Source organism: Halorubrum luteum (assembly GCF_054652935.1).
Genome location: NZ_BAAIGT010000002.1, coordinates 2,684,550 through 2,710,368 on the forward strand (window position 1 = coordinate 2,684,550; position 25,819 = coordinate 2,710,368).

At 66.4% G+C, this 25,819-nt stretch carries 27 protein-coding genes and 1 tRNA gene; 9 read left to right on the forward strand and 19 right to left on the reverse strand.

Translation table 11 applies throughout. The features are described 5' to 3' along the window. The first annotated feature begins 172 nt into the window (after positions 1-172). Both ACYQ0R_RS13300 and ACYQ0R_RS13305 read left to right on the forward strand, forming a co-directional pair. Positions 173-245, forward strand: a tRNA-Gln gene (locus tag ACYQ0R_RS13300). Between the two features lie 265 nt (positions 246-510). After that, on the forward strand, positions 511-654 hold the full coding sequence (locus ACYQ0R_RS13305; RefSeq protein ID WP_459824612.1) for a hypothetical protein: 144 nt from the start codon (positions 511-513) through the stop codon (positions 652-654). A gap of 20 nt (positions 655-674) precedes the next feature. On the opposite strand, the gene cgi121 is transcribed toward ACYQ0R_RS13305, so the two are convergent. The 4 genes from cgi121 to ACYQ0R_RS13325 form a co-directional block, all read right to left on the reverse strand. Further along, on the reverse strand, positions 675-1,247 hold the full coding sequence (gene cgi121 / locus ACYQ0R_RS13310; RefSeq protein WP_459824615.1) for a KEOPS complex subunit Cgi121: 573 nt from the start codon (positions 1,245-1,247) through the stop codon (positions 675-677). Continuing rightward, positions 1,244-3,724 (reverse strand): ATP-dependent DNA helicase, encoded by a 2,481-nt coding sequence (locus ACYQ0R_RS13315; RefSeq protein ID WP_459824618.1) that lies wholly within the window; start codon positions 3,722-3,724, stop codon positions 1,244-1,246. The genes cgi121 and ACYQ0R_RS13315 overlap by 4 nt, the downstream gene beginning before the upstream one ends. An 85-nt stretch (positions 3,725-3,809) precedes the next feature. Then, the gene (locus ACYQ0R_RS13320) at positions 3,810-4,220 is read right to left on the reverse strand and encodes a CBS domain-containing protein (protein ID WP_459824620.1); all 411 of its coding nucleotides are present in this window, start codon (positions 4,218-4,220) and stop codon (positions 3,810-3,812) included. A 137-nt stretch (positions 4,221-4,357) separates the two neighbouring features. Then, positions 4,358-5,311, reverse strand: a complete 954-nt coding sequence (locus tag ACYQ0R_RS13325; RefSeq protein ID WP_459824622.1) for a DUF5787 family protein — start codon at positions 5,309-5,311, stop codon at positions 4,358-4,360. A gap of 113 nt (positions 5,312-5,424) precedes the next feature. Between ACYQ0R_RS13325 and ACYQ0R_RS13330 the strand changes: the two genes are divergently transcribed. Continuing rightward, a complete protein-coding gene (locus tag ACYQ0R_RS13330) occupies positions 5,425-5,814 on the forward strand; it encodes a hypothetical protein (protein WP_459824624.1) in 390 nt (129 codons plus the stop codon). After that, complete coding sequence (locus ACYQ0R_RS13335; protein WP_459824627.1) at positions 5,811-6,425, forward strand: NUDIX hydrolase; 615 nt, start codon at positions 5,811-5,813, stop codon at positions 6,423-6,425. Before ACYQ0R_RS13330 ends, ACYQ0R_RS13335 begins: the two co-directional genes overlap by 4 nt. Positions 6,426-6,491: 66 nt before the next feature. Here ACYQ0R_RS13335 and ACYQ0R_RS13340 read toward each other — a convergent pair whose 3' ends face one another. Further along, the gene (locus ACYQ0R_RS13340) at positions 6,492-7,772 is read right to left on the reverse strand and encodes an RNA-guided endonuclease InsQ/TnpB family protein (RefSeq protein WP_459824630.1); all 1,281 of its coding nucleotides are present in this window, start codon (positions 7,770-7,772) and stop codon (positions 6,492-6,494) included. A gap of 167 nt (positions 7,773-7,939) precedes the next feature. Between ACYQ0R_RS13340 and ACYQ0R_RS13345 the strand changes: the two genes are divergently transcribed. Both ACYQ0R_RS13345 and ACYQ0R_RS13350 read left to right on the forward strand, forming a co-directional pair. Continuing rightward, complete coding sequence (locus ACYQ0R_RS13345) at positions 7,940-9,016, forward strand: hypothetical protein (RefSeq protein ID WP_459824633.1); 1,077 nt, start codon at positions 7,940-7,942, stop codon at positions 9,014-9,016. A gap of 212 nt (positions 9,017-9,228) precedes the next feature. Then, positions 9,229-10,062 carry an NAD+ synthase gene (locus ACYQ0R_RS13350; RefSeq protein ID WP_459824635.1) on the forward strand — a complete coding sequence of 278 codons (834 nt, stop codon included), beginning with the start codon at positions 9,229-9,231 and terminating at the stop codon, positions 10,060-10,062. A gap of 54 nt (positions 10,063-10,116) precedes the next feature. Here ACYQ0R_RS13350 and ACYQ0R_RS13355 read toward each other — a convergent pair whose 3' ends face one another. The 13 genes from ACYQ0R_RS13355 to ubaA form a co-directional block, all read right to left on the reverse strand. Then, positions 10,117-11,196 carry an anthranilate phosphoribosyltransferase gene (locus ACYQ0R_RS13355; protein WP_459824638.1) on the reverse strand — a complete coding sequence of 360 codons (1,080 nt, stop codon included), beginning with the start codon at positions 11,194-11,196 and terminating at the stop codon, positions 10,117-10,119. Positions 11,197-11,319: 123 nt separating this feature from the next. Continuing rightward, entirely contained in the window at positions 11,320-11,523 is a 204-nt protein-coding gene (locus ACYQ0R_RS13360; protein WP_459825779.1) for an ATP-binding protein, read from the reverse strand. 24 nt (positions 11,524-11,547) lie between these two features. Further along, complete coding sequence (locus ACYQ0R_RS13365; RefSeq protein WP_459824641.1) at positions 11,548-11,937, reverse strand: DUF6276 family protein; 390 nt, start codon at positions 11,935-11,937, stop codon at positions 11,548-11,550. Between the two features lie 75 nt (positions 11,938-12,012). Next, entirely contained in the window at positions 12,013-12,714 is a 702-nt protein-coding gene (locus ACYQ0R_RS13370) for a V-type ATP synthase subunit D (RefSeq protein ID WP_459824643.1), read from the reverse strand. Between the two features lie 5 nt (positions 12,715-12,719). Next, positions 12,720-14,141 carry a V-type ATP synthase subunit B gene (locus ACYQ0R_RS13375; protein WP_459824645.1) on the reverse strand — a complete coding sequence of 474 codons (1,422 nt, stop codon included), beginning with the start codon at positions 14,139-14,141 and terminating at the stop codon, positions 12,720-12,722. A gap of 1 nt (position 14,142) precedes the next feature. Next, positions 14,143-15,915: an ATP synthase subunit A gene (locus ACYQ0R_RS13380; protein WP_459824647.1), complete on the reverse strand. Its 1,773-nt coding sequence runs from the start codon at positions 15,913-15,915 to the stop codon at positions 14,143-14,145. Between the two features lies 1 nt (position 15,916). Continuing rightward, on the reverse strand, positions 15,917-16,246 hold the full coding sequence (locus tag ACYQ0R_RS13385; RefSeq protein WP_459824649.1) for a V-type ATP synthase subunit F: 330 nt from the start codon (positions 16,244-16,246) through the stop codon (positions 15,917-15,919). Then, a complete protein-coding gene (locus tag ACYQ0R_RS13390; protein WP_459824652.1) occupies positions 16,243-17,289 on the reverse strand; it encodes a V-type ATP synthase subunit C in 1,047 nt (348 codons plus the stop codon). The genes ACYQ0R_RS13385 and ACYQ0R_RS13390 overlap by 4 nt, the downstream gene beginning before the upstream one ends. Continuing rightward, entirely contained in the window at positions 17,286-17,861 is a 576-nt protein-coding gene (locus ACYQ0R_RS13395) for a V-type ATP synthase subunit E (RefSeq protein WP_459824654.1), read from the reverse strand. Before ACYQ0R_RS13395 ends, ACYQ0R_RS13390 begins: the two co-directional genes overlap by 4 nt. 18 nt (positions 17,862-17,879) lie before the next feature. Next, entirely contained in the window at positions 17,880-18,128 is a 249-nt protein-coding gene (locus ACYQ0R_RS13400) for a hypothetical protein (RefSeq protein WP_159487692.1), read from the reverse strand. A gap of 294 nt (positions 18,129-18,422) precedes the next feature. Continuing rightward, complete coding sequence (locus ACYQ0R_RS13405; RefSeq protein WP_459824656.1) at positions 18,423-20,573, reverse strand: V-type ATP synthase subunit I; 2,151 nt, start codon at positions 20,571-20,573, stop codon at positions 18,423-18,425. A gap of 21 nt (positions 20,574-20,594) precedes the next feature. After that, positions 20,595-20,936: an ATP synthase archaeal subunit H gene (ahaH, locus tag ACYQ0R_RS13410; protein WP_459824658.1), complete on the reverse strand. Its 342-nt coding sequence runs from the start codon at positions 20,934-20,936 to the stop codon at positions 20,595-20,597. Positions 20,937-22,261: 1,325 nt separating this feature from the next. Continuing rightward, positions 22,262-23,128: an SAMP-activating enzyme E1 gene (ubaA, locus tag ACYQ0R_RS13415; protein WP_459824660.1), complete on the reverse strand. Its 867-nt coding sequence runs from the start codon at positions 23,126-23,128 to the stop codon at positions 22,262-22,264. A 152-nt stretch (positions 23,129-23,280) separates the two neighbouring features. Between ubaA and ACYQ0R_RS13420 the strand changes: the two genes are divergently transcribed. The 3 genes from ACYQ0R_RS13420 to ACYQ0R_RS13430 are packed head-to-tail and all read left to right on the forward strand — an operon-like array spanning position 23,281 to position 24,336. Beyond that, positions 23,281-23,583, forward strand: coding sequence for a MoaD/ThiS family protein (locus ACYQ0R_RS13420; protein WP_459824662.1), 303 nt, complete (start codon positions 23,281-23,283; stop codon positions 23,581-23,583). A 2-nt stretch (positions 23,584-23,585) separates the two neighbouring features. After that, positions 23,586-23,912 (forward strand): rhodanese-like domain-containing protein, encoded by a 327-nt coding sequence (locus ACYQ0R_RS13425; protein WP_459824665.1) that lies wholly within the window; start codon positions 23,586-23,588, stop codon positions 23,910-23,912. Between the two features lie 10 nt (positions 23,913-23,922). After that, complete coding sequence (locus ACYQ0R_RS13430; RefSeq protein ID WP_459824667.1) at positions 23,923-24,336, forward strand: desampylase; 414 nt, start codon at positions 23,923-23,925, stop codon at positions 24,334-24,336. 333 nt (positions 24,337-24,669) lie between these two features. Here ACYQ0R_RS13430 and ACYQ0R_RS13435 read toward each other — a convergent pair whose 3' ends face one another. After that, positions 24,670-25,698, reverse strand: coding sequence for a PLP-dependent cysteine synthase family protein (locus tag ACYQ0R_RS13435; protein ID WP_459824670.1), 1,029 nt, complete (start codon positions 25,696-25,698; stop codon positions 24,670-24,672). Positions 25,699-25,819 lie beyond the last annotated feature (121 nt).

Consider the following 25,819-nt stretch of genomic DNA (forward strand, 5'->3'; position numbering starts at 1 on the left):
ATATGCGCACGTTCGTCGATCCGGATCTGCGGAGAGCGGACGAACGGCAACCGCGTGCCGGCTGGACTGACGACGATCCTGACACACGCCAGCGGGCGGATCTGTGAACTCGTAGCACGGCGACGCCGACGCGCAACGCTTACAAACACCCACGGAGTACGAATAAGTGCACAGTCCATTGGGGTAGTGGCCAATCCTGTTGCCTTCTGGGGGCAACGACCCTGGTTCGAATCCAGGATGGACTACTCCTCGCGTCGGCATCGTCACGAGTGTCTCGATATCTCCTCGACCGGTCTCATCCACACCTTTGTTTCAACTGGAGTCATAATCGCCTGCTATAACACGGTCTCCATGCGAAACGAAGGGGTTTCTCGATGCGAGCCGTCCCGCGCTCCAGCCCGGTCGATCGGACCCACAACTTATCAATGAGAACGAACCATCGGATCACGTGAGCCAACGTAGCGAACGAACGGGGGGAGTTCCCGTACGAAAACGGTGCGTGAGAGGCCGATGACGTCATCGGAGTCCGACGATGAACTCGTCAAAACTGAGCAGCATCTCGAAGCGGCGCTCGGCGCAATCGACGACGAGCAGGGCCGGTATCACGTGCGACAGGCACTTCAGTTACTACAGGCCGAACGCGAACGGGAGTGAACGGGACGACGGCGAGCCGCTCACTTCTCCACGTCGAGAAGCGCGACTCGCTCCCGAACTGCGTCGGTCACGTCGCCGACCGTTGCCGCCAGCTCGCGGTCGGTGACGCCGTAGAACGCTCGCACCGCCGTCTCGTCGAACGTCCCGAGCGTCTCGGCCGGATCGACGAGCGCCTCGAGCGACCCGACCGCGGCATCGAGGTCGGCCACCGGCCGGTCCAGCCCCGACACCGCGCCGAAATCAGCGACGACCGCCACGATCCGCGCGTCGCCCTCGGAGACGCCGAGCTCGAGGGCACGCTCGATCTGTCGGTCACCCGCCGCGTACAGCAGGATCTCGACGGCCGGATCGCGAGCGACGGCCTCGTCTCTCGCTATCGAGCGAGCGGCCAGCCGGGTCGCGAGTCGAAGCTGGTCCGCGGAGACGACGAGGTCGGCGTCGAACGCCTGCACGACTGCAGCCGTCTCCTCGCCGATCGTCCCGATCTCGTCGAGGAACTCGTCGAGGTCGGCGATCCGCGTCGTCCCCTCGACGAGCTCGACTCGCGGACTCGGATCGGGTTCTACATCCGATCCATCGGCCCTCTCGGTCACTGGAAATCACCCAGACTCGCCTGTCCCTCGCCGTCGTCGCCATCGGGATCGCTTCCCGCGGTCGCCGCGGCGGACGCCGAGCTGTCCGCGCGGACGCCGTCCATGGACGGGTTCTCCCGGCCAGCGTTCTCGAGGATCCGTTCTGCGGTGCGCTCCCGACCACGAAGCGCGCCGAGCACGACGCCCTTTTCGGCCTCGCGGAGATCAGCTCGGCTCTCGATGCCCGCCTCGTACAGTCGACGCGCACGCTTTCGGCCCACGTTACGAACGCCCGCGAGATCCAGAAGCTCCTCGCGAACGCCGTACTCGACCCGTTTGCGCGCCTCCCGCACGGCGAGGACGGCGTCTCCGTCGACCGCCTCGACGTCGCGGGCGAGCGTCTCGGCCGCCCGAAGCAGCCACTCGGCGGTGTCGACCTTCCCGCGGATGTCGCCGGGGCCGACGCCGTACCGCTCCGTGATCCGGTCCTCGTCGACCTCGCTCGCCCAGTCCTCCAGCAGGCGCGCGGTTTTGAGCGCGGCGAGCCACTCCTCGAATCGGACGTCCTCGTACTCCGACGGCGCGTCGCCGAGAAACTCAATCTCGCGCTCGTAGTAGATCTCCTCGTACGTCTCTCTGTCGCCCGATTTCAGGTACAGCTGATACATGTCCGGCGTCCGGCACACGAGGTGATACAGTCCGAGCGACGTGATCTCGCGATCGGGGGTGTCGGCGTCATCTTGATCCTCGCGTCCGCCGTCCGAATCTCCGCTCCCGTCCCCGTCCGAACCTCCGCTCCCGTCGCCATCGACCTTGCTGTACGTGCCGAACGCGAGTTCGGGCTCGCCGTCGTCCCCGGCCTCGTCCGCCTCGACGGACCGCTCGAACGTTCGTTCGCCCGGTGTCGTACAGGCGTCCCGCAGTCCGTCGATGATCGTCGCGGCGCTCATCGGATCGAGATAGAGCCGGGAGACGGTGTGGCCGATCCCGGTCGCAGCGAGGCTCTCCACGCCGCCGTCGCGGTCACGCTCGATGAAGCCGTTGACCACGAGGTAGTCGATGACGGCGTCGGTGACCGTGGCGAGCCGACCCTCGTCGTCCGTCTGGGTCGCATAGAGGGTGTTCTCGAGAAACTCCAGGAGTCCTCCACGCGTGGAGGCAAAGCCGGAAGCGACCGTCGCGAGGACGTGCGTCCGGAGCGCGGGTTCGGCGGCGAGCTTCGATCTGACGGGCTCCGGATCCGCCCAGACGTACCGGTCGAACAGCTCGTCCATCGTCTCCGCGTCGTTCGCGAGCAGGACCGCCTCGCCGTACGGATCGAGCCCGGGGCGGCCCGCTCGACCACACATCTGGTGGATCTCGAGGGCGTCGAGCGGCTTCATCCCCCCGTAGGAGCCGTCGTAGCGCCGCCAGTCGCGGACGATCACGCGACGGGCTGGCGTGTTGACCCCGGCCGCGAGCGTCGGGGTCGCACAGACGACTTTGACGAGCCGGTCCCGGAACGCCGCCTCGATGCGGCTCCGATGTTCGCTGCGCAGCCCGGCGTGATGGAACGCGGCCCCGGCCTCGACTGCGGCCGCGAGATCCGCTGCGGTCTCCGTATCGGAGACGTCCCGGAGGTCGTCGGCCAGCTCGCGGAGCCGGTCCCGCTCGTCGTCGGTGAGTCGGGGACCAGTCACGTCCGTGAGCTTCCGGGCGGCGCTTTCGGCGTTCCGCCGGGAGTTGACGAACACGAGCGAGGAGCCGCCCTGTCCGTCCGCCTCCGTGTCGAGGGCGTCGGCGACGAGCGCCGCCGTCTGGTCCTCGCCGCGATCGACGGGAACCTCCCGCTGGCTCCCGTCGTCGAAGTTGATCGCGTCGCCGTAGTGGACGCCCATCCGGAGGTCGATCGGTCGCCAGTCGGATACGACGAGTTCGGCGTCGAGCCAGTCGGCGATCGTCTCCGCGTTGCCGACCGTCGCGGAGAGCGCGACCGTCTGCAGTCCGGGATTCACGCGCTGGAGCTTCGCGAGCGTCACCTCGAGCGTCGGGCCGCGCGAGGCGTCGTCGACGAGATGGATCTCGTCGCTCACGACGCAGGTGAGCTCGTCGATCCACGGCGCGCCGTTACGGATCAGCGAGTCGACCTTCTCCGACGTGGCGACGATGACGTCCCGCGTAGCGAGCCACTCCCCGTCGGAGTCGTAGTTGCCCGTCGAGACGCCGACGGTGACGCCGAACTCCTCGAACCGCTCGAACGCCGCCTTCTTCTCCGAGGCGAGCGCGCGGAGCGGGACGATGTACAACGCCTTGCCGCCGCGGACGACCGCCGAGAGCATGGCGAGCTCGGCGATCAGCGTCTTCCCGGAGGCGGTCGGCACCGCCGCGACGAGACTCTCACCGTCGAGGACGCCCGCGTCGACGGCGGCCGCCTGTGGGGGGTACAGCTCGGTGACGCCCTCCGACTCGAGCGCCTCGCCGACGCCCGCGGGGAGCCCGGAGAGCGAACTCGGTTGCATTGGACGCGATTGGGTCCGGATCCGGTTTAACTCGTTGGATGGGGCCGACTCGACGCACCGGCTACGGGCTTGCACACGAACTCCGCTACGCTGACGCTTCTGCCTCGGCGGTCGAGACGTACGCGGCGAGGTCGGAGGTGGTGATGATCCCGATCGCGGTGCCGTCGTCGTCGACGACGGGGACGTGGTGGAAGCCGTGATCGACCATGAGCGCCGCGACCGACGTCACCGTGTCTTGCGCCTCCGCGGTAACCGGGTCGGTGCTCATATACCGCTCGACGGTCGTCTCCGCTTTCGGCTGGCTCTTCGCGACGATGTCGACGAAGTCGGTCGTCGTGAGGATCCCGACGAGCGTGTCGTCCTCGACGACCAGCGCGGAGCTGATGTCGTTGTCGAGCAGGACAGCGGCCGCGTCCTCGACGAGCGTGTCCGGCGTTACCGTGTGGAGATCGGTGGTCATCAGTCGTGCGACAAAGATATCCTCGATGTCGTCCATACTGGACGGTTTTTCGCCCGGGATATAAGGGTTACCGTGGTATATTCAACCACGTATCGTCCGACGCCCGGTTCGCTTCCGGATCGTCAGGTTCTTCCAGCGACAGGAACGCGGCTGGCCGTGCTCACGGCCCGCCCTCACTGGAACCGCGACAGTCCCGACTGCCGCCGCGGGCCGCCGCCGGACTCCGCGACCCACGCGGTCCGATCGTCCCGGAGTCCGTCGCGGTCGACCGTCGGCGGATCGGCGGGCTCGTACTCCCCACAGTCGGCGCCGCAGTCGCGGCCGGGATCGACGACGCGGTCGAACCGCTCGCAGTAGGGGCGGCCGTCGTCCGTCGCCGTCGCATGGGCGCAGCCGGGCGGCTCCGGCCGCCATCCCTTCCCGTACGCACGCTCGGCGATCCGTCGTCGCTTGCGCGTCTTGGCGTCCGGATCGACCAACGAGACGTCCGTGCGCAGCGACCGCTCCTCGCGGATCTCCACGCCGGACACCGTCGGATCGAGCGGCGTTGGCTCCCGAACCACCTCGCAGTCGCCCGTTTCCGGATCGAATCGCCACACTCCGACCGGGTCCGGGATCCGGTTGAGGTGCGCGCGGGTGACGTACGACGCGGTCGCAAGAATCACCTCGTCGAACAGCCCGAGCGCGACATCGTACCGCAGCTGCGCGCGCAGACCGCCGGGTTCGGCGAGATCGGGCTTGTTCTCGATCGCCGTGAGCGATCCAATCCAATCGTCCGGATAGCGGGCGGTCGCGCGGACGACCGGCCGGCCGTCCCAACGCTCCCGTTCGAGATAGCTCGCCTCGACGGCGGCGTCGACGACCGCGGCCGCACGCTCCGGAGGGAGGTCGAACGCGTCCGCGACCGGAACTGCCTCGCCGGGACCGACCGGGGATTCGACCGCCGGAGCCGGGATCCGCTCGGGAGTGATCGCCGCCCGCCGATCGAACCCCGGTCCGGGGGCGAGCACACAGACGTCGACGATCCGACCGCCGGGGCGGGTGACGCCCGCACCGAGCTGTCTGGCGACGATCCGGTCCGGGGATTCGAGCGCCGCACACAACGCAAGCTCGAACCGGAACTCCATGTGCGGGCGACGGGCGCGAGGCGCTAAAGCGCGTCGGCGACGAGGCTCTCGATCGCCATCTCGATCACCATCGCGGTCGAAACGGGTATTCGGCGGGGGTCCCTACCTCGGATATGCGCCCGGTCGCCCGAAACCTGCTGGTCGTCATCGCACTGGTGCTCGTCGCGCTGCTCGCGCTCGGTGCGCTGCCGAGCTATCTCGGAAGCGGCGACCCCTACCACCTCACCGTCGAGTCGATCGAAACCGACGAGCCGGCGGCGAACGTCGACGACGTCTCGGAGCGCCGGTACCCGTACCTCACCGGCGCGCTCGAGAGCGACGACGGTCGTTCGGAGGGGTATCGGATGGGCCCGTACGGGATCAAAGAGTGGTTCACACACACACCCTTCGACGAGGTCGACGCGCTGACACAGCAGGTCCCCGAGGCGGGGACCGACGACGGCGTCCGCGTCGAGTTCGATGGAGAAACGTATTACGCCGAGGTGACGCAAGCGGAGACATGAGCGACGAGGACGACGAGACCGCTGCGAGCGATCTCCGGAGCCATCCGGCGTTCGACGACGGACGGACCCACTCGCTGCCGGGCGAGCCGGAGTGGCCCGTTCGAGAGGTCGTCGTCGAGTACGACACGGACTGGTACGTCGGCGGCTACGACCGGGTCGAGCAGCCGGACGGATCCCTGAAACGCTACTACTGGGCGGAGCTGCCACCCGCGGCGGTCGTGGTCGCGGTCGCGGACGACGCGGTGCTTTTCGTCGAGCAGTACCGGCCCACGATCCGAGAGACGGATATGGAGCTACCGGCCGGGATCGTCGAGCCGGGGGAGTCGTACACCGCCGCGGCCGCGCGAGAACTCGCCGAGGAGACCGGGTTCGAGCCGAGCTCGACGACGCTCGTACAGGAGGTGTGGTGTTCGACCGGCGTGCTCCGGCATCGGCGCGGCTACGTGTTCGCCGAGGGGCTCGACCCCGTCGACGTGGAGCTCGACGACAACGAGTTTCTCGTCCCTCGGACCGTGCCGATCGAGGACGCGATCGACGTCGCCCGCGAGCCGCCGACGAACGACGCGACGCTCGAAGGGCTGCTTCTGGCGGAGCGCGAGGGGCTGCTTTGACATCCTCCCCGCGCTGAAGCGCGAGGATTCCCACGGTACCGCACCGCTGGGTTGGGATATTGTGGTTTACGACGGTACCTGTTCTTGAGGTGCGAATGCACCAGTTTCCTTGTCAAACAGGAACGTCGATGGCTGTGCCAACCAGCCGGTACTCCTATCGCCGCCATCCGTAGCGGGACTCGGAGTTACTTTCTGTCGGATGTTCTCCGCACCGTTCACATCTGCGTTCGCCACCATACCACACTCATCGCAGACGTACAGCCCACGTTCAACACGATTCGCCTTGCGTTTGCGACCACAACACGAACACGATTTCGAGGTATCTCGCTCGGGCATTTCTTCGACCGCGATGCCCTCCATCTCGGCCTTGTATTTGAGTAGGTCGATGAATCGGTCGAACGCCCACGAATGGAGGTCAAGGTTGCCGTGTTTGCCCCAGTCTTGTGCCTCGTCGGTCTCCTCATTCTCGCGGATGCCGGAAAGGTCACCGGTCACAATAGTTCCGACTCTCTCCTCAACACATCGTTGAACGATGTGCGTCGAGAGCGTGTGGAAGTAGTGTGTGCGGCGAGCCGACTTCTTGTGGTTCAGCCGCGTGGCCTGCTTGGAGTTCGAGTCGTCACACTGAGCGATCCGCTTGCTGAAGTAGTAGTCGTCCTGCTTCAGACAGTTGAGCGGGTACAGTTCGGCGTGGCCGTCCTCGTAGGCGAGTGCCGCGAAGTTGTTGATGCCGAGGTCAACACCCACCGTCTTTTCCCCCGGTGTGTCGGCCACATCGATCTCGATTTTGCAGACGAAGTGCAGCTCCCACTCGTTACCCGTCCAAACTGCCCGAACTTGTTGGACGTTCTCCACGGTGGAGAGGTCAACGTCGGGGCGAGTCTGGTATTCACAGAGGATGAAGTCCGACCAGTAGTCCTTGAGATTCGACCCCTTTGAGAGTCGAACGCGGTGGTATTGGGTGTCGAGCTTGAACCCAGCGGCTTTGAACGTGACTGTGGAACGTGGGTGGTTGTCGCCGTGTTTGCGGTAGCCGGGCGGGTTCGCCCGCTGGTCTCCGTTTTGTCGTTTGCCGTACCAGCCGTTGAACGCCTCAGCGAGTTCTTGGAGGACTCGCTGACTTGACTGCGAATGCAGGTCATCGTAGCGGTCGTGGCTCTTGAGGTACGTGGTGAGTTCGTTGTGGTTAGGGATGTGATCGATTTCATCCCAGATCCGACTGCACGTCCACCGTCCGACGTTCCAGAGTTTTGAGGCGGCGAACCCGAGCGAATCAAGATCGTCCTGCACCCGAGACTGGTTCCGAATGGAAGCAGTGTAGGTGCGAGTAACGACCTGTTTCGCCACACGTAACCTATGTAGACAAACTTACTTGAAGGCTTGGGTTGGAGCTAGCGTGGAATATCCAGTTGTGCCATCGACCGGTGGGGTGTGAAAGGAGGTGTTGGATTCATCCCCGCGCTGAAGCGCGAGGCTTTCTCCTCGATTCTCCGTAACCCGATGTCTCGTGGGCGATGACGAAGCCGGAGACGCAACCGTCCGACGAGAGCACGGAGACCCCACCATCCAGCGAGAGCACGGAGACCCCACCATCCAGCGAGAGCGCGGAGCTGCGACACCCGGTCGGTGTCGAGACGCTGGCCGGGTTCGTCGCGCTCGCGGTTCCTGCGCTCTTGCTCGTCGCGCTCGGGATCGCCGGCACGGTGACGACGGGAACCGCCGGCGGGCCGAACCGAGTCGTCCTCGGGTTCCCGGCGGCTACTCGGGACGTCGCCGGGGTCACATCCGTCGTCGCGACGGTCGCGCTCCTCGTCTCGGGCGTCACGCTCGTCGGGACGCTCGGCGCGCTCGCTGTGGGGATCCGCGCGGAGTGGTGGGCGCTCAGGACGTCGCTGGCGCGAGCGGCAGCTCGCGGGACCGCGTCACGGGAACGGTTCGATCCGGCCGAGGCGGCGCCGGTCGGAGCGGCGCTGGTCGGCGGCGCGCTCGTGACGTACGGACTGGCGGTCGAGGGCGGAGCGTCACCGATCGTCGGTGCTGGGGCGGTCGGCGTCGTCGCCGCGCTCGCGATGCCGACGCGGGCGGTACCCGCGTACTGCGGCGCGTTCGTCGGAGTCGTCCTCACCGCGGTCTCGACGTCGAGACCCTTCCCGGGCGGCTCGATCGCGGGCCCCGAGCTCGCGACGATCGCCGTCGTCGCCGGCGGCGTTGCGGCCGCCGTGACGTTCACGGTCCACGCTCGTCTCGGGGCGAGTCCGGTCCTCGCGTCCGGAGCGGTGGGACTCGTCGGCGGGGTCGCCGCGCCGGTCGTGCTGGGCGCTGGCGGGGGGCTGGTCGCGGCCGTCGTGTTCGCGGCGTCGTTCGCCGGTATGACCGAGCCGGCTCGGATCCCCGACGAGCGCTGGCTCGCCGTGACTGGCGTCGTTGTCGGGGTGCTCGTCGTGTTCACCGCGCCGTACCTCTCCGGGTCCGGCGGAAAGCTCGGAACGATCGCGTTCGCCTCCTCGCTCGCCGTCCACGGCGGGCTCCGCGCGGCGCATCTCGTGCGGTTTCGGCAGCGGATCGACGCGGAAACGCGTGACACGACGTGAGTGGACTCGAACCGCCTCACGACCCGTCGAACGTCTCACGAACCCACACACGAACTGGCGAACCCACACACGAACTGGCGAACCCACACACGAACCGTCGAACCGCCGCGACGATGATACGAACAGGTTCTCGCATCCGGAATAACCGTACGCACGTCCAGTTCGGCGGGGAGACGGGGAGGTATTAGTCGTCCGAGCCCCTCCATCCGTTCATGAGCCGAACCACGGAGCAGTCGGTGTTACTGTCCGAGGACCCCCCGCTCGACCTGCGACTGTCCGAAGCGGAGCTGGAGGCGACCCGCGAGCGGATCGTCTCGTTCATCGCCGACATCGTCGACGAGGCGGGAGCCGAAGGGGCCGTGCTCGGCCTCTCGGGCGGGATCGACTCGACGCTCACCGCGTACCTCGCGGTCGAGGCGCTCGGCACGGACGGGCTCTACGGGATCACGATGCCCTCCGAGGTGAACGACCCCGACGTGATGAGCGACGCCGAGCGCGTCGCGGAGACGCTCGATATCGAGTACGACGTCGTCGAGATCCAGCCGATCGCCGACGCCGTGTTCGAGACGTTTCCGGACGCCGCGGCGGACCGGATGGCGAAAGGGAACGTGTTCGTGCGGACGCGCGCGGTGCTCAACTACTTCGTCGCCAACGCGGAGAACCGCGTCGTGTTGGGCACCGGGAACCGCGCGGAGGCGATGACGGGGTACTTCACCAAGTACGGCGACCAGGCCGTCGACTGTAATCCGATCGGAAATCTGTACAAGATGCAGGTGCGCCAGCTCGCCGCCCACGTCGGCGTTCCCCACGATGTAGTGATGCAGGAGCCGAGCGCCGGCATGTGGGAGGGACAGACGGACGCAGAGGAGATGGGGCTCGACTACGACACCGTCGACGCGATCCTCGCGGTTCACGTCGACGGCGGGCTCTCCCGTGATGCGACCGTCCGCGAGCTCGACGTTCCGGCCGAGGCGGTCGATCGGGTCGTGGAGCTGTACGAGCGGAGCGCTCACAAACGGTCGATGCCGCCAGCGCCGAAGCGGTAGCGACTCCGCGTCGAGTTCACGAGAGAATGCCGCGTCGAGCTCGCGAGAGGCGGCCTAGAACGCGCGCATCGCGTCGAGCACGTCGTGGGCGGAGCCGTCAGCGAGGTGTTCGCGGGCGATCTCGAGGCCCTCCTCGATCGAGTCGGCGTCCTCGCCCGCGTAGATCCGGAGCGCCGCGTTGAGCGCGACGGCGTCCGCGAACCGGTCGTCGCGCTCGCCAGCAAGCACCGCCTCGGTGATCCGCGCGGAGTCGCCCGCGACGTCGTCGACGCCGAGATCCTCGGTCTCGAAGTCCATGCCGTACTCCGCGGTCTCGATCTCGAAGTCGTCGAACGCGGGCTCGCCGTCGTCGCCGTCGGCGTCCCACTCGGCGACTTTCGTGTAGCCGGGACGGACGTCGTCGTACCCCTCCATTCCCTGGAACATCAGCACGCGGTCGAGGTCGTGGAACTCGCTTTCCGCGAACGTGTCGGTGACCTTCTTGGCGAACGGAAGATGATAGAACGAGCCGAGATGCGTCGAGGCTCCGGCGGGGTTCGCCAGCGTCTCGATCGTGTTGACGAACGTACGGACGCCCATCATGTCGCGGCGCTCGAACAGGTCGTCGATCGCGGGGTTGAACGCGGGCTGGTAGTAGAAGCCGAAGCCGGTTTCGTCGACCATCGCGGCGGAGTCGCGGGGGGTGAGCTCCGTCGCCACGCCGAGCTCGTCGAGGACGTGTTTGTACGCGTCCTGTTTCTGCGTGGGAACGCGGTCCCCGGAGTGGACGACGACGGGCGTGCCCGCCGCGGCCGCGACCGCGCCGGCGGCGACGCCGAGGATCGCGGACCGGCCTTTCCCGTCGTAGTTCGCGCCGCAGTCGACCGGATCACAGTCGGGTTCGGCGTACTCGACGCGGTCGCACATCACGTCCGTGTACGCCGCCAGCTCCTCCGGGTTGTTTCGCTTCCAGCGGTTAGCGAGCCAGAACGCACCGAGCGTCGTGTGGTCGGGCTCGTCAGCGAGGATGCGCTCGAACGCCTCCGTCGCCTGGGCACGGGTCAGATCGTCAGCGGATTTGTGACCGGAGCCACACACCTCGGTCATCAGCCGTTTGAGGGGCCACTCGCCGAACTCCTGGGTCGCTTGCGCCATGAACTCTCGTTCGAGTTCTCGCACGAAAAGCCTCTCGCTCGACTCCCGCGAGGTGGGAACGGTCGAGACCGAAAGGCCGACGTCCGCCCCCGACTGCTGTGCAGGCAGCGATGCTCGAACGGTTCACTCGACGGTTTCGACGCCGGATATCTCGAAGCGTGCACCGCCGCTATGGCTCGTAGTGAGATCGATCTCCCAGCCGTGGGCGTCGATTATCTCGGAGACGATCGCCAGCCCGAAGCCGGTGCCGTCGGCGGTTCGTGAGTACCCCGGATCGAAGATGCGGTCACGGTTGTGCTCCGGGACTCCCGGTCCATCGTCCTCCAGTAAAGAGCGACCAGACGAGCTCGCTTATAAGATGTCGAGCAGCGCTGCGCGGCGGCGCTCCAGATCGAAGTGGGCGTCGTCGGCGTCGAGTCGGTCGACGAAGAGGAACACGTCCGCGCCGTTCCGCTCAGCATGTTCCAGCAGGGTCTCGATCGACGCGCGGTGCAGCGCGAACGACCCCAGCAAGCCACATGCGAGCGCGAGCGCGACCCCCGCCTCGCCGTCCGGAAACGCGGCATCGACCGCGGCGAGATCGGCGGGCGCTCTCCCGTTGCGGTTACCGCCGGCCGCGTTCGCGGGACTTGTCGACAGACACCGCGTACAGATCGCCGTCTCGCGTGCTGGAGCGTGCTCGAGAAGCTCGTCAGGAACGACGAACGCGACGACCGACGATCCACAGCGTGGACAGGCCATACCCGGAGCTACCGACCTGCCGAAACAAAAACGGTCGACCCGAACGAACGGCCGAAGATCGATGGATCGGCGAGCTCAGTCGGCGGAGGCGGTCTCTGCCGACTCCGCGTCCGCCTCCTCTTCTTTTTCGGCCTCGCGTTCGGCTTTCTCCTCGGCTTCCTTTTTGCCCTTGATCTTTTTCAGCCGGAATATCTCCTCGCGCTCCTGTTCTTCCAGCTTCTGCTCGATGTACTCCTGGTTCTCGTACAGCTGCGGAAGCAGCGTGAACTCCAGGGCGTTGACGCGACGCTTCGTCGTCTCGATCTCCTCCAGCATCTTCTTCATCGCCGTCTCCACCTCGGCCGCGAGGATGATCGTCTCCAGTAGCTCCTCGTACGCGTCGGCCGCCTCGTCGATCCGCGCGGAGGAGCCGAGCAGCCCGTATCCGCGTTCGTCGAGGTCCTTCTGGACCTTCGAGGACTCGATCTGCGGGACGACGACACCCATGATGTTCTTCGAGCGCGTACTTATCTCCGGATGCTCTTTCAGCGCCGCCGCCGCACCGCGAACGGCAACGTCACCCTCCATCGCACGCGCCATATCGAGTTTCCCCTGGGCGCGCTCGTAGTCGTCGGAGAGATCCGACCGGACGTCCTGCGCCTGATCGAGGATATCCATGAACTCCATGATGAGCCCGTCACGCTTCTGCTCGAGCGTGTCGTGGCCGCGCTCGGAGAGATCGATACGGTCCTCGATCTCCATCAGGTTCTTGCGCGTGGGTTTGACGTCCTTTGCCATGGTCGTTAGTCGGCCGCCTCGATGATCTCGCGCTCGGAGTCGTCCTCGCGGTAGTGCTGTTCGATGTACTCCTCGTCGATGCGGTTGAGCGCGTCCTTCGGAAGCATCGAGAGCAGGTCCCAGCCGATCTCGAGCGTCTCGTCGATATCGCGGTTCGTCGCGAACCCCTGGTCGATGAACTCCGTCTCGAACCGGTCCGCGAAGTCTAGATACTTGTTGTCGAGCTCGGAGAGCGCCTCGCGACCGACGATGTTCACGAGGTCGCGGAGGTCCTCGCCCTCCGCGTACGCCGCGAACATCTGGTCTTTCACGTCCGCGTGGTCGCCGCGAGTGAGCCCCTCGCCGATCCCGTCGTCCATCAGCCGCGAGAGGCTGGGTAACACGTTGATCGGCGGCTCTAACCCCTGACTGTTCAGGTCGGGGTCGACGTAGATCTGTCCCTCCGTGATGTATCCGGTCAGGTCGGGGATCGGATGCGTGTCGTCGTCGCCCGGCATCGTGAGGATCGGGATCTGCGTGACCGACCCCTCACGACCCTGGATCCGGCCGGCGCGCTCGTACAGCTGCGCCAGATCGGTGTACATGTATCCGGGGTAGCCACGCCGACCCGGAACCTCCTCGCGAGCCGCGCCGATCTCGCGGAGCGCCTCGCAGTAGTTGGTCATATCCGTCAGGATGACGAGCACGTGGTAATCCTTCTCGAACGCGAGATACTCGGCCGTGGTGAGCACCATCCGCGGGGTGACCGTCCGCTCGACGGCGGGATCGTCCGCGAGGTTCATGAACACGACGGAGCGCTCTAAGGCACCGGTGCGCTCGAAGTCCTCCATGAACTCGTTCGCCTCCTCCTGGGTGATCCCCATCGCGCCGAAGATGACGGCGAACTCCGACCCCTCCTCGTCGTCGCCCTCCTCTTCTTCGGGCACGCTCGCCTGCCTGGCGATCTGCATCGCCAGCTCGCTGTGTGGCTGGCCCGAACTGGAGAAGATCGGGAGCTTCTGCCCGCGAACCAGCGTGTTCATGCCGTCGATCGCCGACACGCCCGTCTGAATGAACTCCTCCGGGTACTCCCGGGAGTACGGGTTGATCGCCGCGCCGACGATGTCCTGACGCTCCTCCGGAACGATCTCCGGGCCGTCGTCGATCGGTCGCCCGGAGCCGTCGAGCACGCGCCCGAGCAGGTCCTCGGTGACGGGCATCTTCATCGTCTCGCCGAGGAAGCGAACCGACGCCTGCTGGTCGATACCGGAGGTGCCCTCGAACACCTGGATGGCGACGACGCCCTCCGAGGATTCGAGCACCTGGCCGCGCAGCGTCTCGCCCTGTGCCGTCTCGATCTCGACGATCTCGTCGTAGCCGATGGCCTCGTCGACCTCGGCGTACACCAGCGGGCCGCTGATCTCCGTGATGGTTTGATACTCTTTCATGTTAGTACAGACTCCGGAGCTCGTCGGTGATTGCCGCTTTTAGCTCCTCGATAAACTCCTCGTACTCCTCCTGAACGCCGATACGGTTGATCCGCGGCGCGGAGTCGATGTCGATGATCTCCTCGATCGGGACGCCAGCCTCGAGCGCGTCGAACGCCTCGTCGTGGAACGTCTGGATCGTCGTGAGGATGAGGTACGTCTTCTCGGGCGGGCAGTACGTGTCGACCGGGTGGAACGCGTTCTGCTGGAGGTACGCCTCGCGCAGATAGCGAGCGACCTCGAGCGTGAGCTGCTGGTCGTCCGGGAGCGCGTCCTTCCCGACGAGCTGGACGATCTCCTGCAGCTCCGTCTCCTCGTCGAGGACGTCGACCGCCCACTGGCGCTTCTCGGGCCAGTCCTCCTCGACGTTCTCCTGGAACCACGGGTCGAGCTGGTTTTTATACAGCGAGTACGACTCGTTCCAGTTGATCGACGGGAAGTGGCGACGCTCGGCGAGATCCGCGTCGAGCGCCCAGAACGTCTTGACGATACGCAGCGTGTTCTGGGTCACCGGCTCCGAGAAGTCGCCGCCGGGGGGGCTCACCGCGCCGATCGCGGAGACGGAGCCCTCAGTCCCGTTGACGTTCTCGAAGTAGCCGGCACGCTCGTAGAACTGCGCCAGCCGCGCTGCGAGGTACGCCGGATACCCCTCCTCGCCGGGCATCTCCTCCAGCCGGGAGGAGATCTCGCGCATCGCCTCCGCCCACCGCGAGGTGGAGTCGGCCATCAACGCGACGTCGTACCCCATATCCCGGTAGTACTCGGCGATCGTGATCCCCGTGTAAATGCAGGACTCACGCGCCGCGACGGGCATGTTCGAGGTGTTGGCGATGAGCGACGTTCGCGCCATCAGCGGGTTGCCCGTCTCCGGGTCTTCCAGCTCGGGGAAATCCTCGATAACCTCGGTCATCTCGTTGCCACGCTCCCCACAGCCGACGTAGACGATGATATCCGCGTCGGCGTACTTCGCGAGCTGGTGCTGGGTGACCGTCTTCCCGGAGCCGAACGGCCCCGGAATCGCGGCCGTCCCACCTTTCGCGATCGGGAACAGCCCGTCGAGAATCCGTTGACCGGACACCAGCGGCGTCCGGGGCGTCTTTTTGTTCTCGGCGGGGCGCGGCTCGCGCACCGGCCACTCCTGGTGCATGCTCACCTCGACGCCGTTGTCGAGTTCGGCCACCGTCTCGGTGACGTCGAAGGAGCCGGACTCGACGGCGACGACCTCCGCAGTCTCGCCCTCGTCGAGGGCGTCCGGCGGCACCATCACCTTGTGGTCGATGGTGACCGTCTCCTCGACGACCCCGACGACGTCGCCGCGGCCGACCTCGTCGCCGACCTCGACCTCGGGAGTGAACTCCCACTCCGTCTCGAGGTCGATGCCGGGCGCGTCGACGCCGCGGTCGAGGTAGGGGCTGCCCATCTTGCCCTCCAGCACGTCCAGAGGGCGCTGCACGCCGTCGTATATGGCGTCCAGCATCCCCGGACCCAGGTCGACCGACAGCGGCTCGCCCGTGTTCTCGACGGGTTCGCCGGGGCCGACGCCGGAGGTCTCCTCGTACACCTGAATGGTCGTAACGTTGCCCTCGATCTCGATCACTTCCCCCATGAGCCCTTCGTCGCCGACGTAGACGACGTCGTTCATGCGGGCGTCGAGATCGCGGGCGCTCACGACCGGACCGCTCACGCTCTGGATCACACCGTCTTCGGTGGTCTCCGTGGATTCTGCCTTACTCATATTAATCGTCCTCCTCCATCAGGTCGATCCCGATGGCTCGTTTGATCTGGTCGCGGAGCCCGCCGCTGCCGGCGCCCGTTGCGCCGAGCGTCACGAGAACGGGCTCGATGCTTCCCTCGACTCGCTCGCGGGTCCCCCGCGAGAGATACTCGAGGTCGTCGTCGTGCATCACGACGATACCGGTGTCGTCGTCGTCGAGCACGCGCTCGACGGCGTCGTCGAGCGCCTCCGGCTTCTCGTCGTCCGGAACGTTCTCGCATTTCCGGACGCCGGCAAGCCGGAACCCGGTGGTGAACTCCGGACTGCCGACGACGGCTATCTCCTGGCTCATGTTATCACCAGCTCCTCTTCGATCTCGGCTGCCGGGAGTCCCGCCTCCTTGCCACGGGCGATCGCCCGGATGTTCTCCACCTCGCGCTCCTTCGCGAGGATGTACGAGATGACGGGCGTCACGGACACCGGATGAATCGTTCCGAGTCGGTCTCCGTACGCCAACAGCGCGGCGTCGATCGCGTGCTCGAACGCGATGAGGCTGTCCGCCTCCTCGAGGTCGCGCAACGCCGGGCCGAGGTCGTCACCGTACTGGCTGTCCGCGATGTACTCGACGAGCTCATCGAGGTTGCGGGCGAGCCGGGCCAGTCCGTCGCGAGTGAACAGCTCGCCGCCCTCGATGAAGTACTCGGCCGGGTCGATCTCCGCGCCGGAACGCGCCAGCCGAAGCGCGTTCGCCGCGTTTCGGAAGTCGACCTCGGCTTTGAGAAACGCCTCGTACTGCTGTGTCGGCTCGTCGCTCGGCAGATTCTCCAGTAGACGTTCATAGAAGGCGCGGTCGACGGCGTTCTCCAGCGGGACGAGCACGTCCGTCTCCTCGTACTCCGTGTACGCCGCACGCAGCGGGTCGCCGTAGATCGTGTCCTCGAGCACCTCGACGATGGCCTCGATGGAGTCGGCCTCCAGCAGCCGACGTATCCGGCGGTCGTCGAACTCGCCGGCCCGGATGAGGTCGGTCTCGACGGCGTCCCGGCTCGCATCCGTGTACGCGCCCCGGATCACCGTTTTCACGTTCCACGCGTCGAACTTACGGAGGTACCGCGCGATCAGCTCGTACAGCTCGCCCTCGCTCCACGCGAGGATCTCCTCGAACTGCTTCGCGAGATTCTGGTTCAGCGCGTACTCGATCAGGTCGACGCCGGCGTGACGGGTACCCAGCGCGTTGATCTCCGTCTCGTAGGTCGACTCCTCCATGAAGCGAGCGATCTCCGCGGCGCTCATCCGCGTCAGCTTGCGATACTCCTCGTCCCCGTACAGGGAGCCGCGGCGGGCGCGAACCCGCGCGACGACGTACTCCGGGTTCGAGCTGCCGACGGCGCTCATTGGTCGAACAGTCGCTCCGAGAGGTTCTTCAGTTCGTCGTCCCAGACGGTCTCGAGCACCGAGTCGAACGTGTTGTTCACGCGAACGCGGGAGGCGTCGCTCTCGGCGACGACACCGCCGAGGCAGTCGACCTCGCCGTCGAGCTCGCCGGGACGGTCCTCGAGGAGCTCCTCGACCATGTCGGCGTCCTCCGGGCGAGCGTAGACGGCGACGCTATCGTCGTCGAACTCCGCGAGGGTCGCGTCCAGAAGCGTCTCCGTGAGCTCGCGTCGACGGTCGCCCTCGAGCGAGCCGATCGACTCCTCGACGCGGTCACGGACGTCCTCGAGGACGTTCCGGCGTGCACCGAGCCGCGCCTGTTTCGCCTCGAGTTTGGCCGACGACAGCGTCTGCTCGCGCTCCTGTTCGATCGTTCGATCGGCCTCCGCGAGCCGCTCCTCGCGGATCCGCTCGGCGTCGGCTTCCGCCTCGGAGCGGATCTCCTCGGCTTGTGCCTCGGCCTCGGAGCGGATCTCCTCCGCACGCGCGCGGGCCTCGTCTCGAATGTCCTCAACGACGGTGTCCAAACTCATTGTTGGAAGGGAGGCTGGTTAGACCAGGAAGACGACGACCAGCGCGAGGATAACGAGCGTTTCGGGCAGGACCGTCAGGATGAGACCGTTGACGAACAGATCCTCGTCCTCGGCCATCGCGCCGACGGCGGCGGATCCGATCCCACGCTCGGCGTAACCCGCACCAAGCGCCGCGAGCCCGACCGCGAGCGCGGCCGCGGCCTCACCGTCGGTCAGCGTTCCTTCCTGCAGTACGACGTTCCCGAGTTCGTTGGTAGCTTCAAGCATTGGTAGTAGTTGCGGTTGCTCGTCTCCGAACAGTGCGTAGTAGCTGCCACAGCGGACATAAAGCTTCCCAAAACGAACGAACGCGAACGACCGTGAGGCCGGCGCAAACCTCGGTCTATGGGTCGTTTTCACACCCGATCGCCTGTCCGATCACGGACGAATGGATATATAAAAGCGCCACCCGCGGACCGAGCGGTCGATCCATCTCTGCGGCGCGATCGAAACGGGCTCGGTCGACCACCGGACGGGAATCGCCGCGGGCTCGGTCGACCACCGGACTGCGGGGAGGCCGGTCTACTCGTCGGCGGTGTACGTCCGATCGTAGCCGAACGGCCGGTACTCGTCCCCGCCGCCCTCGTAGAATTTGCCGAAGAACTCGACGTACTCGAGACGGATCCCCTGAATGCCGGCGGCCGTGATGCCGAGCAGCAGGACGACGATATGGCCGATGATGGCGACGAGGATCCCGGCCACGACGCCGATCGCTGTGAAGTCGGGGCTCGTCGTCATACCGGCGAAGACGAGCTCGACCTCGCCGGCGGCAGCACGCTCCTGTGCGTTCGCGAGGTTGCTCGGCGTGAAGATGAAGTTGAAGCTCCCGGCGCCGCCGTCGTCGATGTACGCACCGAACGCGAGCAGGTTCGCGGCCAGCGCCATCCCCCCCTTCGCGAGCAGGACGGCCATGATACGGGCGTACGACACGGCGTTGACGACCGGTGCGAGCACTTCGGGGAGCTCCGCGGGCTCGCCGATCGCGATCAGCAGAACGCCGACCGCGGCGGCGACGAGTCCGGCGATGCCGACCGCAGCGGGGAAGCCACCGAAGCTCACCGCGCCGAACGTGAGGACCGACACCGACTCGAAGATGAACTCGGGTTTCGGGCCGGGGACGTGCTGGCTGAAGATCCAGATCCAGATCCCGTTGAGCAGCAGCAGCCACGACGCACCCTCGTAGACGGCGTGTTTGAGGTCGTGCTGCTGGTAGCGGCTCACGAAGCCGAGCAGGTACCCCACGTTCAGATGGAGGATGCCGAACAGCACGCTCACCACGAGCCACGCCAGCGCCCACTCGGTGGCACCCGGCGAGAGCCCCTTCGAGACCTCCCAGGCCTCGATGCCGAACCACGGGTACGCGTGGTAGCCGAACACGTCGATACCGTAGTAGATCCCGAACAGGATCGTGAATATGCCGGCCCAGATCGCGACTGCGCCCATCTCGCGCATCGCGCCGTCATACGAGCGATACAGGTACGCGCCGATGCCGGCGTACAGCAGTCCGTAGCCGATGTCGCCGATCATGAACCCGAACATCAGCGGGAACGTGAGGAAGACGAGAAGCGTCGGGTCGAACTCCGAGTACTTCGGTCGTCCGAACCCCTGCACGAGCAGCTCGAACGGGCCGGACGCGCTGCCGTTGTCCTGCACGACCGGCGGCTCGTCCCGATCGTCGTGTGCGTGGCCGCCGTCGGTGGCGACCGTCGCGCCATCGTCGTCGTGGACGGCCTCGGTGTGGTGGTTGCCGTCGGGGGTAAAGGAGGCCCGTTCGAGCTCCTCGACCTCCGCGTGGTCGCCGACCGCGTCGTCGAGCGTCGCCTCGAACGCCGGATACGTCTCCGTCGGGATCCACCCCTCGGCGATGAACGCGTTCTCCGTCGTCGCGAACGACAACGGCGCTTGTTTCTTTTCCGCCTCGATGGTGAGCTGCTCTTCGGCACGCAGCAGGAAGCCGGCCGCCTCCTCCTTGATGGCGTCGAGCTCGGACTCGATCTCCTCGAGGTCGGCACGGAGCTCCGCCTGCTCGCGCTCCAGCTCCTCGACGTACTCCGTCGGCGTCGTGCTCGCCTCCGGCACCTCGAGGAGCGCGACGTCGACGCCGACCAGCGCGTCCTGGACGACGCCGTCGTCGGCATCCGCGGTCGGCCGGGCGAACGCCGCCACGACGTCGCCGCCCGCGAACGTCTCGAACGCCTCGATCCCCTCGGCGTCTGCCAGCGCCGTCTCGATCGCGTCGGGTTTCGCCTGCCCGACGACGACCTCCAGCGAGTCGTACCCGCGAAGGAGATCAAGGTCGATCCCGAGGTCGGCGAACGGCTCCATGCGATCGATCTCGTCCTGTCGGTCGCGGATCGACGCACGGAGCTCGTCCCCGCGGTCGTTGAGGTCGTTGACGCGGTCACGGAGCTGCGTCAGCTCGGCGGTCAGCTCCGAATCGTCGACCGGTTCCGCGGCGTCGACCTCATCGCCCTCGACGTCGAGAATGCTCTCGAGCGCCCGCACCGTGACGAGCCGTTCGTTGACGGTCTCGGCGCCGTCGAGAGAGGATCCGGGCTCGAACCCCTCGTACCGCTCGTCGTAGTCCGTGACGTGCAGCGAATGGTGGTCGTACGCCGCCTCGATGACGTCGTCGATGACGCGCTTCGAGCCCGTCACCGACACCTTGCTCATTTGCTCGGGTCTAAGCCCCATTCATGCCTCCGTTGCGCGTTCTCTGATCGCCTCCTCGAACTGCTCGACCGCGTAGTCGACGGCGTCGTCGATGCGGTCGCGAGCCTCGCGTTCGAGCTCGTCGCGGTCGGCGCGACCCGACTCGAGGATCTCCTCGCGACGCTCCTCGATCTCCTCACGGGCCGCCTTGATCCGTGCTTCGGCCTCGGCTGCCGCCTCCTCCTCGGCCTCCGTACGGATCTCGTCCGCGCGCGTCCGAGCCTCGGCGAGGCGCTCGTCGGCGTCGGCCTCCGCCGCGTCGATGATCTCCTCGGCCTCTCGTTCTGCCTCTTTGATCCGGTCGAGCACCTCTGGTCTCGCCATACTCTCTAATCGTGATAACCTGCACGAGCGACGTATAAGGTGTTTGCGAAAGCGTACGGACGACTCGCCCAGTGCCCCAAGGATTCACACCGGACGACCGATCATCCATCCGCGACCTCGATCCGCCCATACCGGAGCACCTCTCGCTCGCCGGAGCACCAACCGTACGCTGATGGCGCTCATAGAACGGTTCACACACATACACGGGAACTGCGCAGTGCAGCCACCGTAGTGATCGATATCGGGCGTATATTGCGCATACGAGAATCGATGTGTGGTTTATAAAGGTGTATTCAGCGTGGTGAGGAGTGGTATATAAGTGAGCGGTGAGGCAGAGACCGACTTGGAAGCCCCAGCCGCGACGGCTCGCGCGGCTCGCTGCGCGCTTCAGTCGCTCACTTCGCTCGCTCCTTGCAGTGCTTGCTTCGCCGTGCGTCGCCCTCGCGGCTGCCCCTTCCAGTCCCGCCCCGCACCGCAGCCTCGGACCGCCCCAGCCTCGACCGGAGGGGCCGCCGGAACGCTCGGCGGCCCCTCCGGTCTCCCTCGCGCGCTCGCTCACGGGCCGAAGGCCCGCTCGCGGCGCGCGCCACCGCAACCACAAGCAGAGCATTGTTCGGTTATCAGGTGACGGCGGGCGGTCGGCGCGCGCCTCCGAGCGCTCTGGAAAGAGCGCGAGGAGCGCGTGCGAGGGACGCGGTGAGCGCTCGGAGAGCGCGAACCGCGAGGCTGGGGAGGCGTGAGGTGCGGTTGCGGTGCGGTCGGGTGGGGTTGAAAGGGGCAGCCGTGATCCCCGCGAGCGGAGCGAGCGGGGGCTCGGGAGACGCAGTCTCCCGGTGGGGCGACGCCCGCCGCTGTAAGCACCACAGGGAGCGAGCACCGCGAGCGACCGAGGAGCGCAGCAAGGCGCGCGAGCCGTCGCGGCTGGGGCTTTCAGATCGTTCGTCGCGGAGCTATCGCTCCCGCGACTCACTTATAAACCAAATCCGATCCCCTTACATGATTCGTTATAAACAACCCAGTCACCCTAATAAGAGACGTACGCCCGAGATCGATCACGACCCAAGCAGCGTCGCACAGTTGAGCCGGGTATACGGTCACGGACACACCCTGACAACGGGTCGATGACACGCCGACGTAAGCGAAAAATCCCGCCAGGCGATGGATCGCTCTCCGGCCGTGCGCGGGAGGCGCATCGGCGACCCTGCTTTAACCTCCGGCCGTGTGACGGTCGCGTATGGTCGTCGACCCGTCGCCGGAGAGCGTTCTGTTCGTGGCCGCGGTCGTCGCGCTGGCGGGGACGATCAACGGGATCGCGGGGTTCGGTATCAGTCGCTCGCCTCGATGGCGTCCGCTTCGGTCTCGTCCTCGCCGCTCACGTCGATCGCACACGACGCCGAGTACTCCACGTCGTGGACGGACTCGATCTCGGGGTCGTCACCACACACCGGACAGTCGTCCTGCTTGTCGATCTCGACACGGTCGAACTCCATGTTAAGCGCGTCGTAAAACAGCAGTTCGCCGTCGAGCAGTTCGCCCGCCCCGATGAGCGACTTCACGGTCTCCGTCGCCTGAATACAGCCGACGGTGCCGGGGAGCACGCCGAGTACCCCGGCGGTCGCACAGTTCGGCATCATCCCGGCCGGTGGCGCTTCGGGAAACAGACAGCGGTAACACGGCGAGTCGTCGGTGCCCGCGAACGTCGTGATCTGGCCCTCGAACTGGAGGATCGAGCCGTGCGAGAACGGAACGCCGGCGAGCGTACACGCGTCGTTGACGAGATATCGGGTCTCGAAGTTGTCCGTCCCGTCGACGACGAAGTCGTAGTCCGCGATCAGCTCTTCGATGGTATCGGGCGTGACTCGCAGCTCGTGCGTCACGACGTCCACGTCCGGGTTGAGCCCGTTGACGTACTCCTTGGCCGAGCGTACCTTCTTGCGTCCCACGTCGTCGTCGCCGTGGATGATCTGTCGCTGGAGATTCGACAGCTCCACCTCGTCGTCGTCGGCGATGCCGAGGGTTCCGACGCCCGCCGCGGCGAGATACTGGATGATCGGCGAGCCGAGTCCGCCCGCGCCGAGCACGAGCACGCGCGAGTCGAGCAGAGCGCTCTGTCCGTCCGGTCCCACGTCGTCCATGATGATGTGTCGCGAGTACCGGTCGAGCTGGGTCGGATCGAGATCGAGTCCGCTCATGCCGTGATGAAACGGCTCCGGACGCATAACCTCGCTCCGACGGGTAGCTTCTGCCGGTATCACTGACGCTCTCGCACCCACGGTCGTCAGAGCTTGCGCCCGAGCTTGCCGTCGACACGCGGCTTATACATGGCCGAGCCCACGATGAAGGTATGCCAACGATCAAGATCCCCGCGGTGCTCGGGGACGGGTCGGCGACGGAACGCATCGACGTCGACGGCGAGACGGTCCGTGCGGTGTTCGACAACCACGCGACGGAACACGGCTCCGACCTCAGAGACAGCGTGATAGAGGACGGAGCGATCAAGGAGTTCATCAACGTGTACGTCGACGGCTCCCCGGCCGAGAGCCTCGATGTCGAGGTCGACGACGACGCGAAGATCCGAATCATTCCGGCCGCCAGCGGTGGGACGGAACCCGGCGAGTGGACGGTCGCCGACGACGGGTCGGTGTAACGATGGTCGAAGAGCTCACTCCGGCGGAGGTCAACGAGCGCGTCGAGGACGGCGACGTTCGCGTGATCGACACGCGACCGCCCGAGCAGTACGAGCGTGGACACATCCCCGGCGCGCTCAACGTGCCGCTCACGGAGCTGCCCGCCCGCGTCGACGAGATCGACTGGGACGACACCGACGTGGTGTGTGCGTGTCCGGTCGGCCAGTCGTCGATACAGGCCGCGAAGCTGATCCAAAGCTACGAGGGGGTCGACGACTCGGTGACGGTCGCCAGCATGGAGGGCGGCTACCGAGAGTGGGAGTTCGACCTCGAATCCGACGAGGCGTGACCCCGTCTCCATGATCGAGATCAGCCGAGCGGCGTACGACGAGATCGTCTACCACGCCTACGAGGGCGACGACGAGGAGGTGTGCGGCGTGCTCGCTGGCGAGTACGGCGAGGAAACGAGTCGCGTCCTCGCGACGCACCGCGCGGAAAACGTCGCCGAGACGCCGCAGATCCGTTATCGGATCGACCCCGAAGAGCAGTTCGAGATCGTCGAGGCGATCGAGGACGCCGGCCGGGAGATCGTCGGCTTCTACCACTCGCACCCGACCGGCGGCACGACCCCGAGCGAGACCGACGCCGCACGCGCGACGTGGCCCGACCGTTCGTACGTCATCTGCGCGCTCGACGGCTACCCGTTCGTCGGGTCGTGGCGCTGGCGTGGCGAGGCGGAGACGTTCGAGCAGGAAACGGTTCGCGTGGAGTAGCAGTCGTCGACTCCGTTCGAAGCGTATCTTGCGGGCCGGCGAGGATCGCACCTACGAGGTAGGATTTGACGATGCGTGCTTGGCCGCGCCGCAGGATCGTGCTCCTGTCGAGGTATCGATCTCCAGTTCGTCGCCGATATCCGCGAGCGTACACTCTTCTCGAAAACGGCTCCAAAGCACTCCGGATGTATCTTGGCGCGTACACGGATGCACTCAGGAAACGCATCGGAGCATAATCCCAGTGTTGCAACGACGTGACTCAGGCGTTCAGCGCGGTCCGGTCCCCCGGTCCGTTTCGCCCCCGTTCTGCCCCGCACTCCGATCTGCACGTAGTCACTCGACGTCGAGGTACGCGTCCCACAGCGGGATGTCCGCGTACTTGTCGCCGCGGTCACACAGCATGAACACGACGACGGAGTCGTCGTCGAGATGATCGGCTTCGTCGAGCCGGTGAACCGCCTGCGCGCCGGCACCCGAGGAGGTGCCGACGACGAACTGGCCGTCCACGCGGAGGCGGGTCTCGATCGTCTCCGGATCGTGCTGCCCGGGGTCCGTGACGGCGGGGTCGCGGTCGGCGTAGCGGTCGCGGAGCTCGCGCGCCCGGTCGTACGCCGTCGACGTCGAGACGTACACCTTGCGGTCGAGCACCGACTCGTCGTACGTGTCGGGGTGGTAGTGGTCGCCCGTTTTGAGAAACTTCAGCCCGTCGATGGCGTGGAGCGGCTCGTCCGGTTCGAAGCCGACGACCTCGACCGCGCCGTCGGACAGCCCCGTCAGCCCGCGGCCCGTGCCGGTGATCGTGCCACCGGTGCCGACGCCGGCGACGAAGTGGGTGACATCGCCGTCGGTCGCATCCCAGATCTCCGGGGCGGTGGTCCGTTCGTGGGCCCCCGGGTTGTCGGGGTTTTCGTACTGGTTCGGTCGGTAGTAGCGGTCGGGGTCGGTAGCGATGAGCGCCTCGCAGCGCTCGATAACGGCGTCGTAGCCGCGATCGGCGTCGACGAAGTGGATCTCCGCGCCCGCGTCCCGCACCGCGTCGATCTTCCCCCCCGAGGCGTTGTCGGGCATGACGATCTCCACGTCGTAGCCGCGAGCCGCGGCGAGGCGTGCGACCTCGCTGCCGGTGTTTCCCGACGTCGGCTCGATGACGGTGGCGTCGCCGTCGAGCTCGCCTCGCGCTTCCGCGCCGTCGAGCATCTCCTTGGCGATCCGGGATTTCACCGACCCGCCACCGTAAGGTGCGTCGTGCAGGTTGAACCACTCGACCTTGCCGTACACGTCGGCGTCGACCGAGAGATCCAACTCGAGCTTGACGAGCGGCGTCTCGAAGATCGTCGCTTCGTCGACGACGAAGTCGTTCATACGTGACGGCTCGGCGCGCGTGCGTATTACTCCGACGAAATCGGCGGTTCCTCGACAGACCGAAACCGAGTCTTCCCGCGTCTCAGCGGTTGTGCGGCCCGGATACATCTCCGAGATAGGG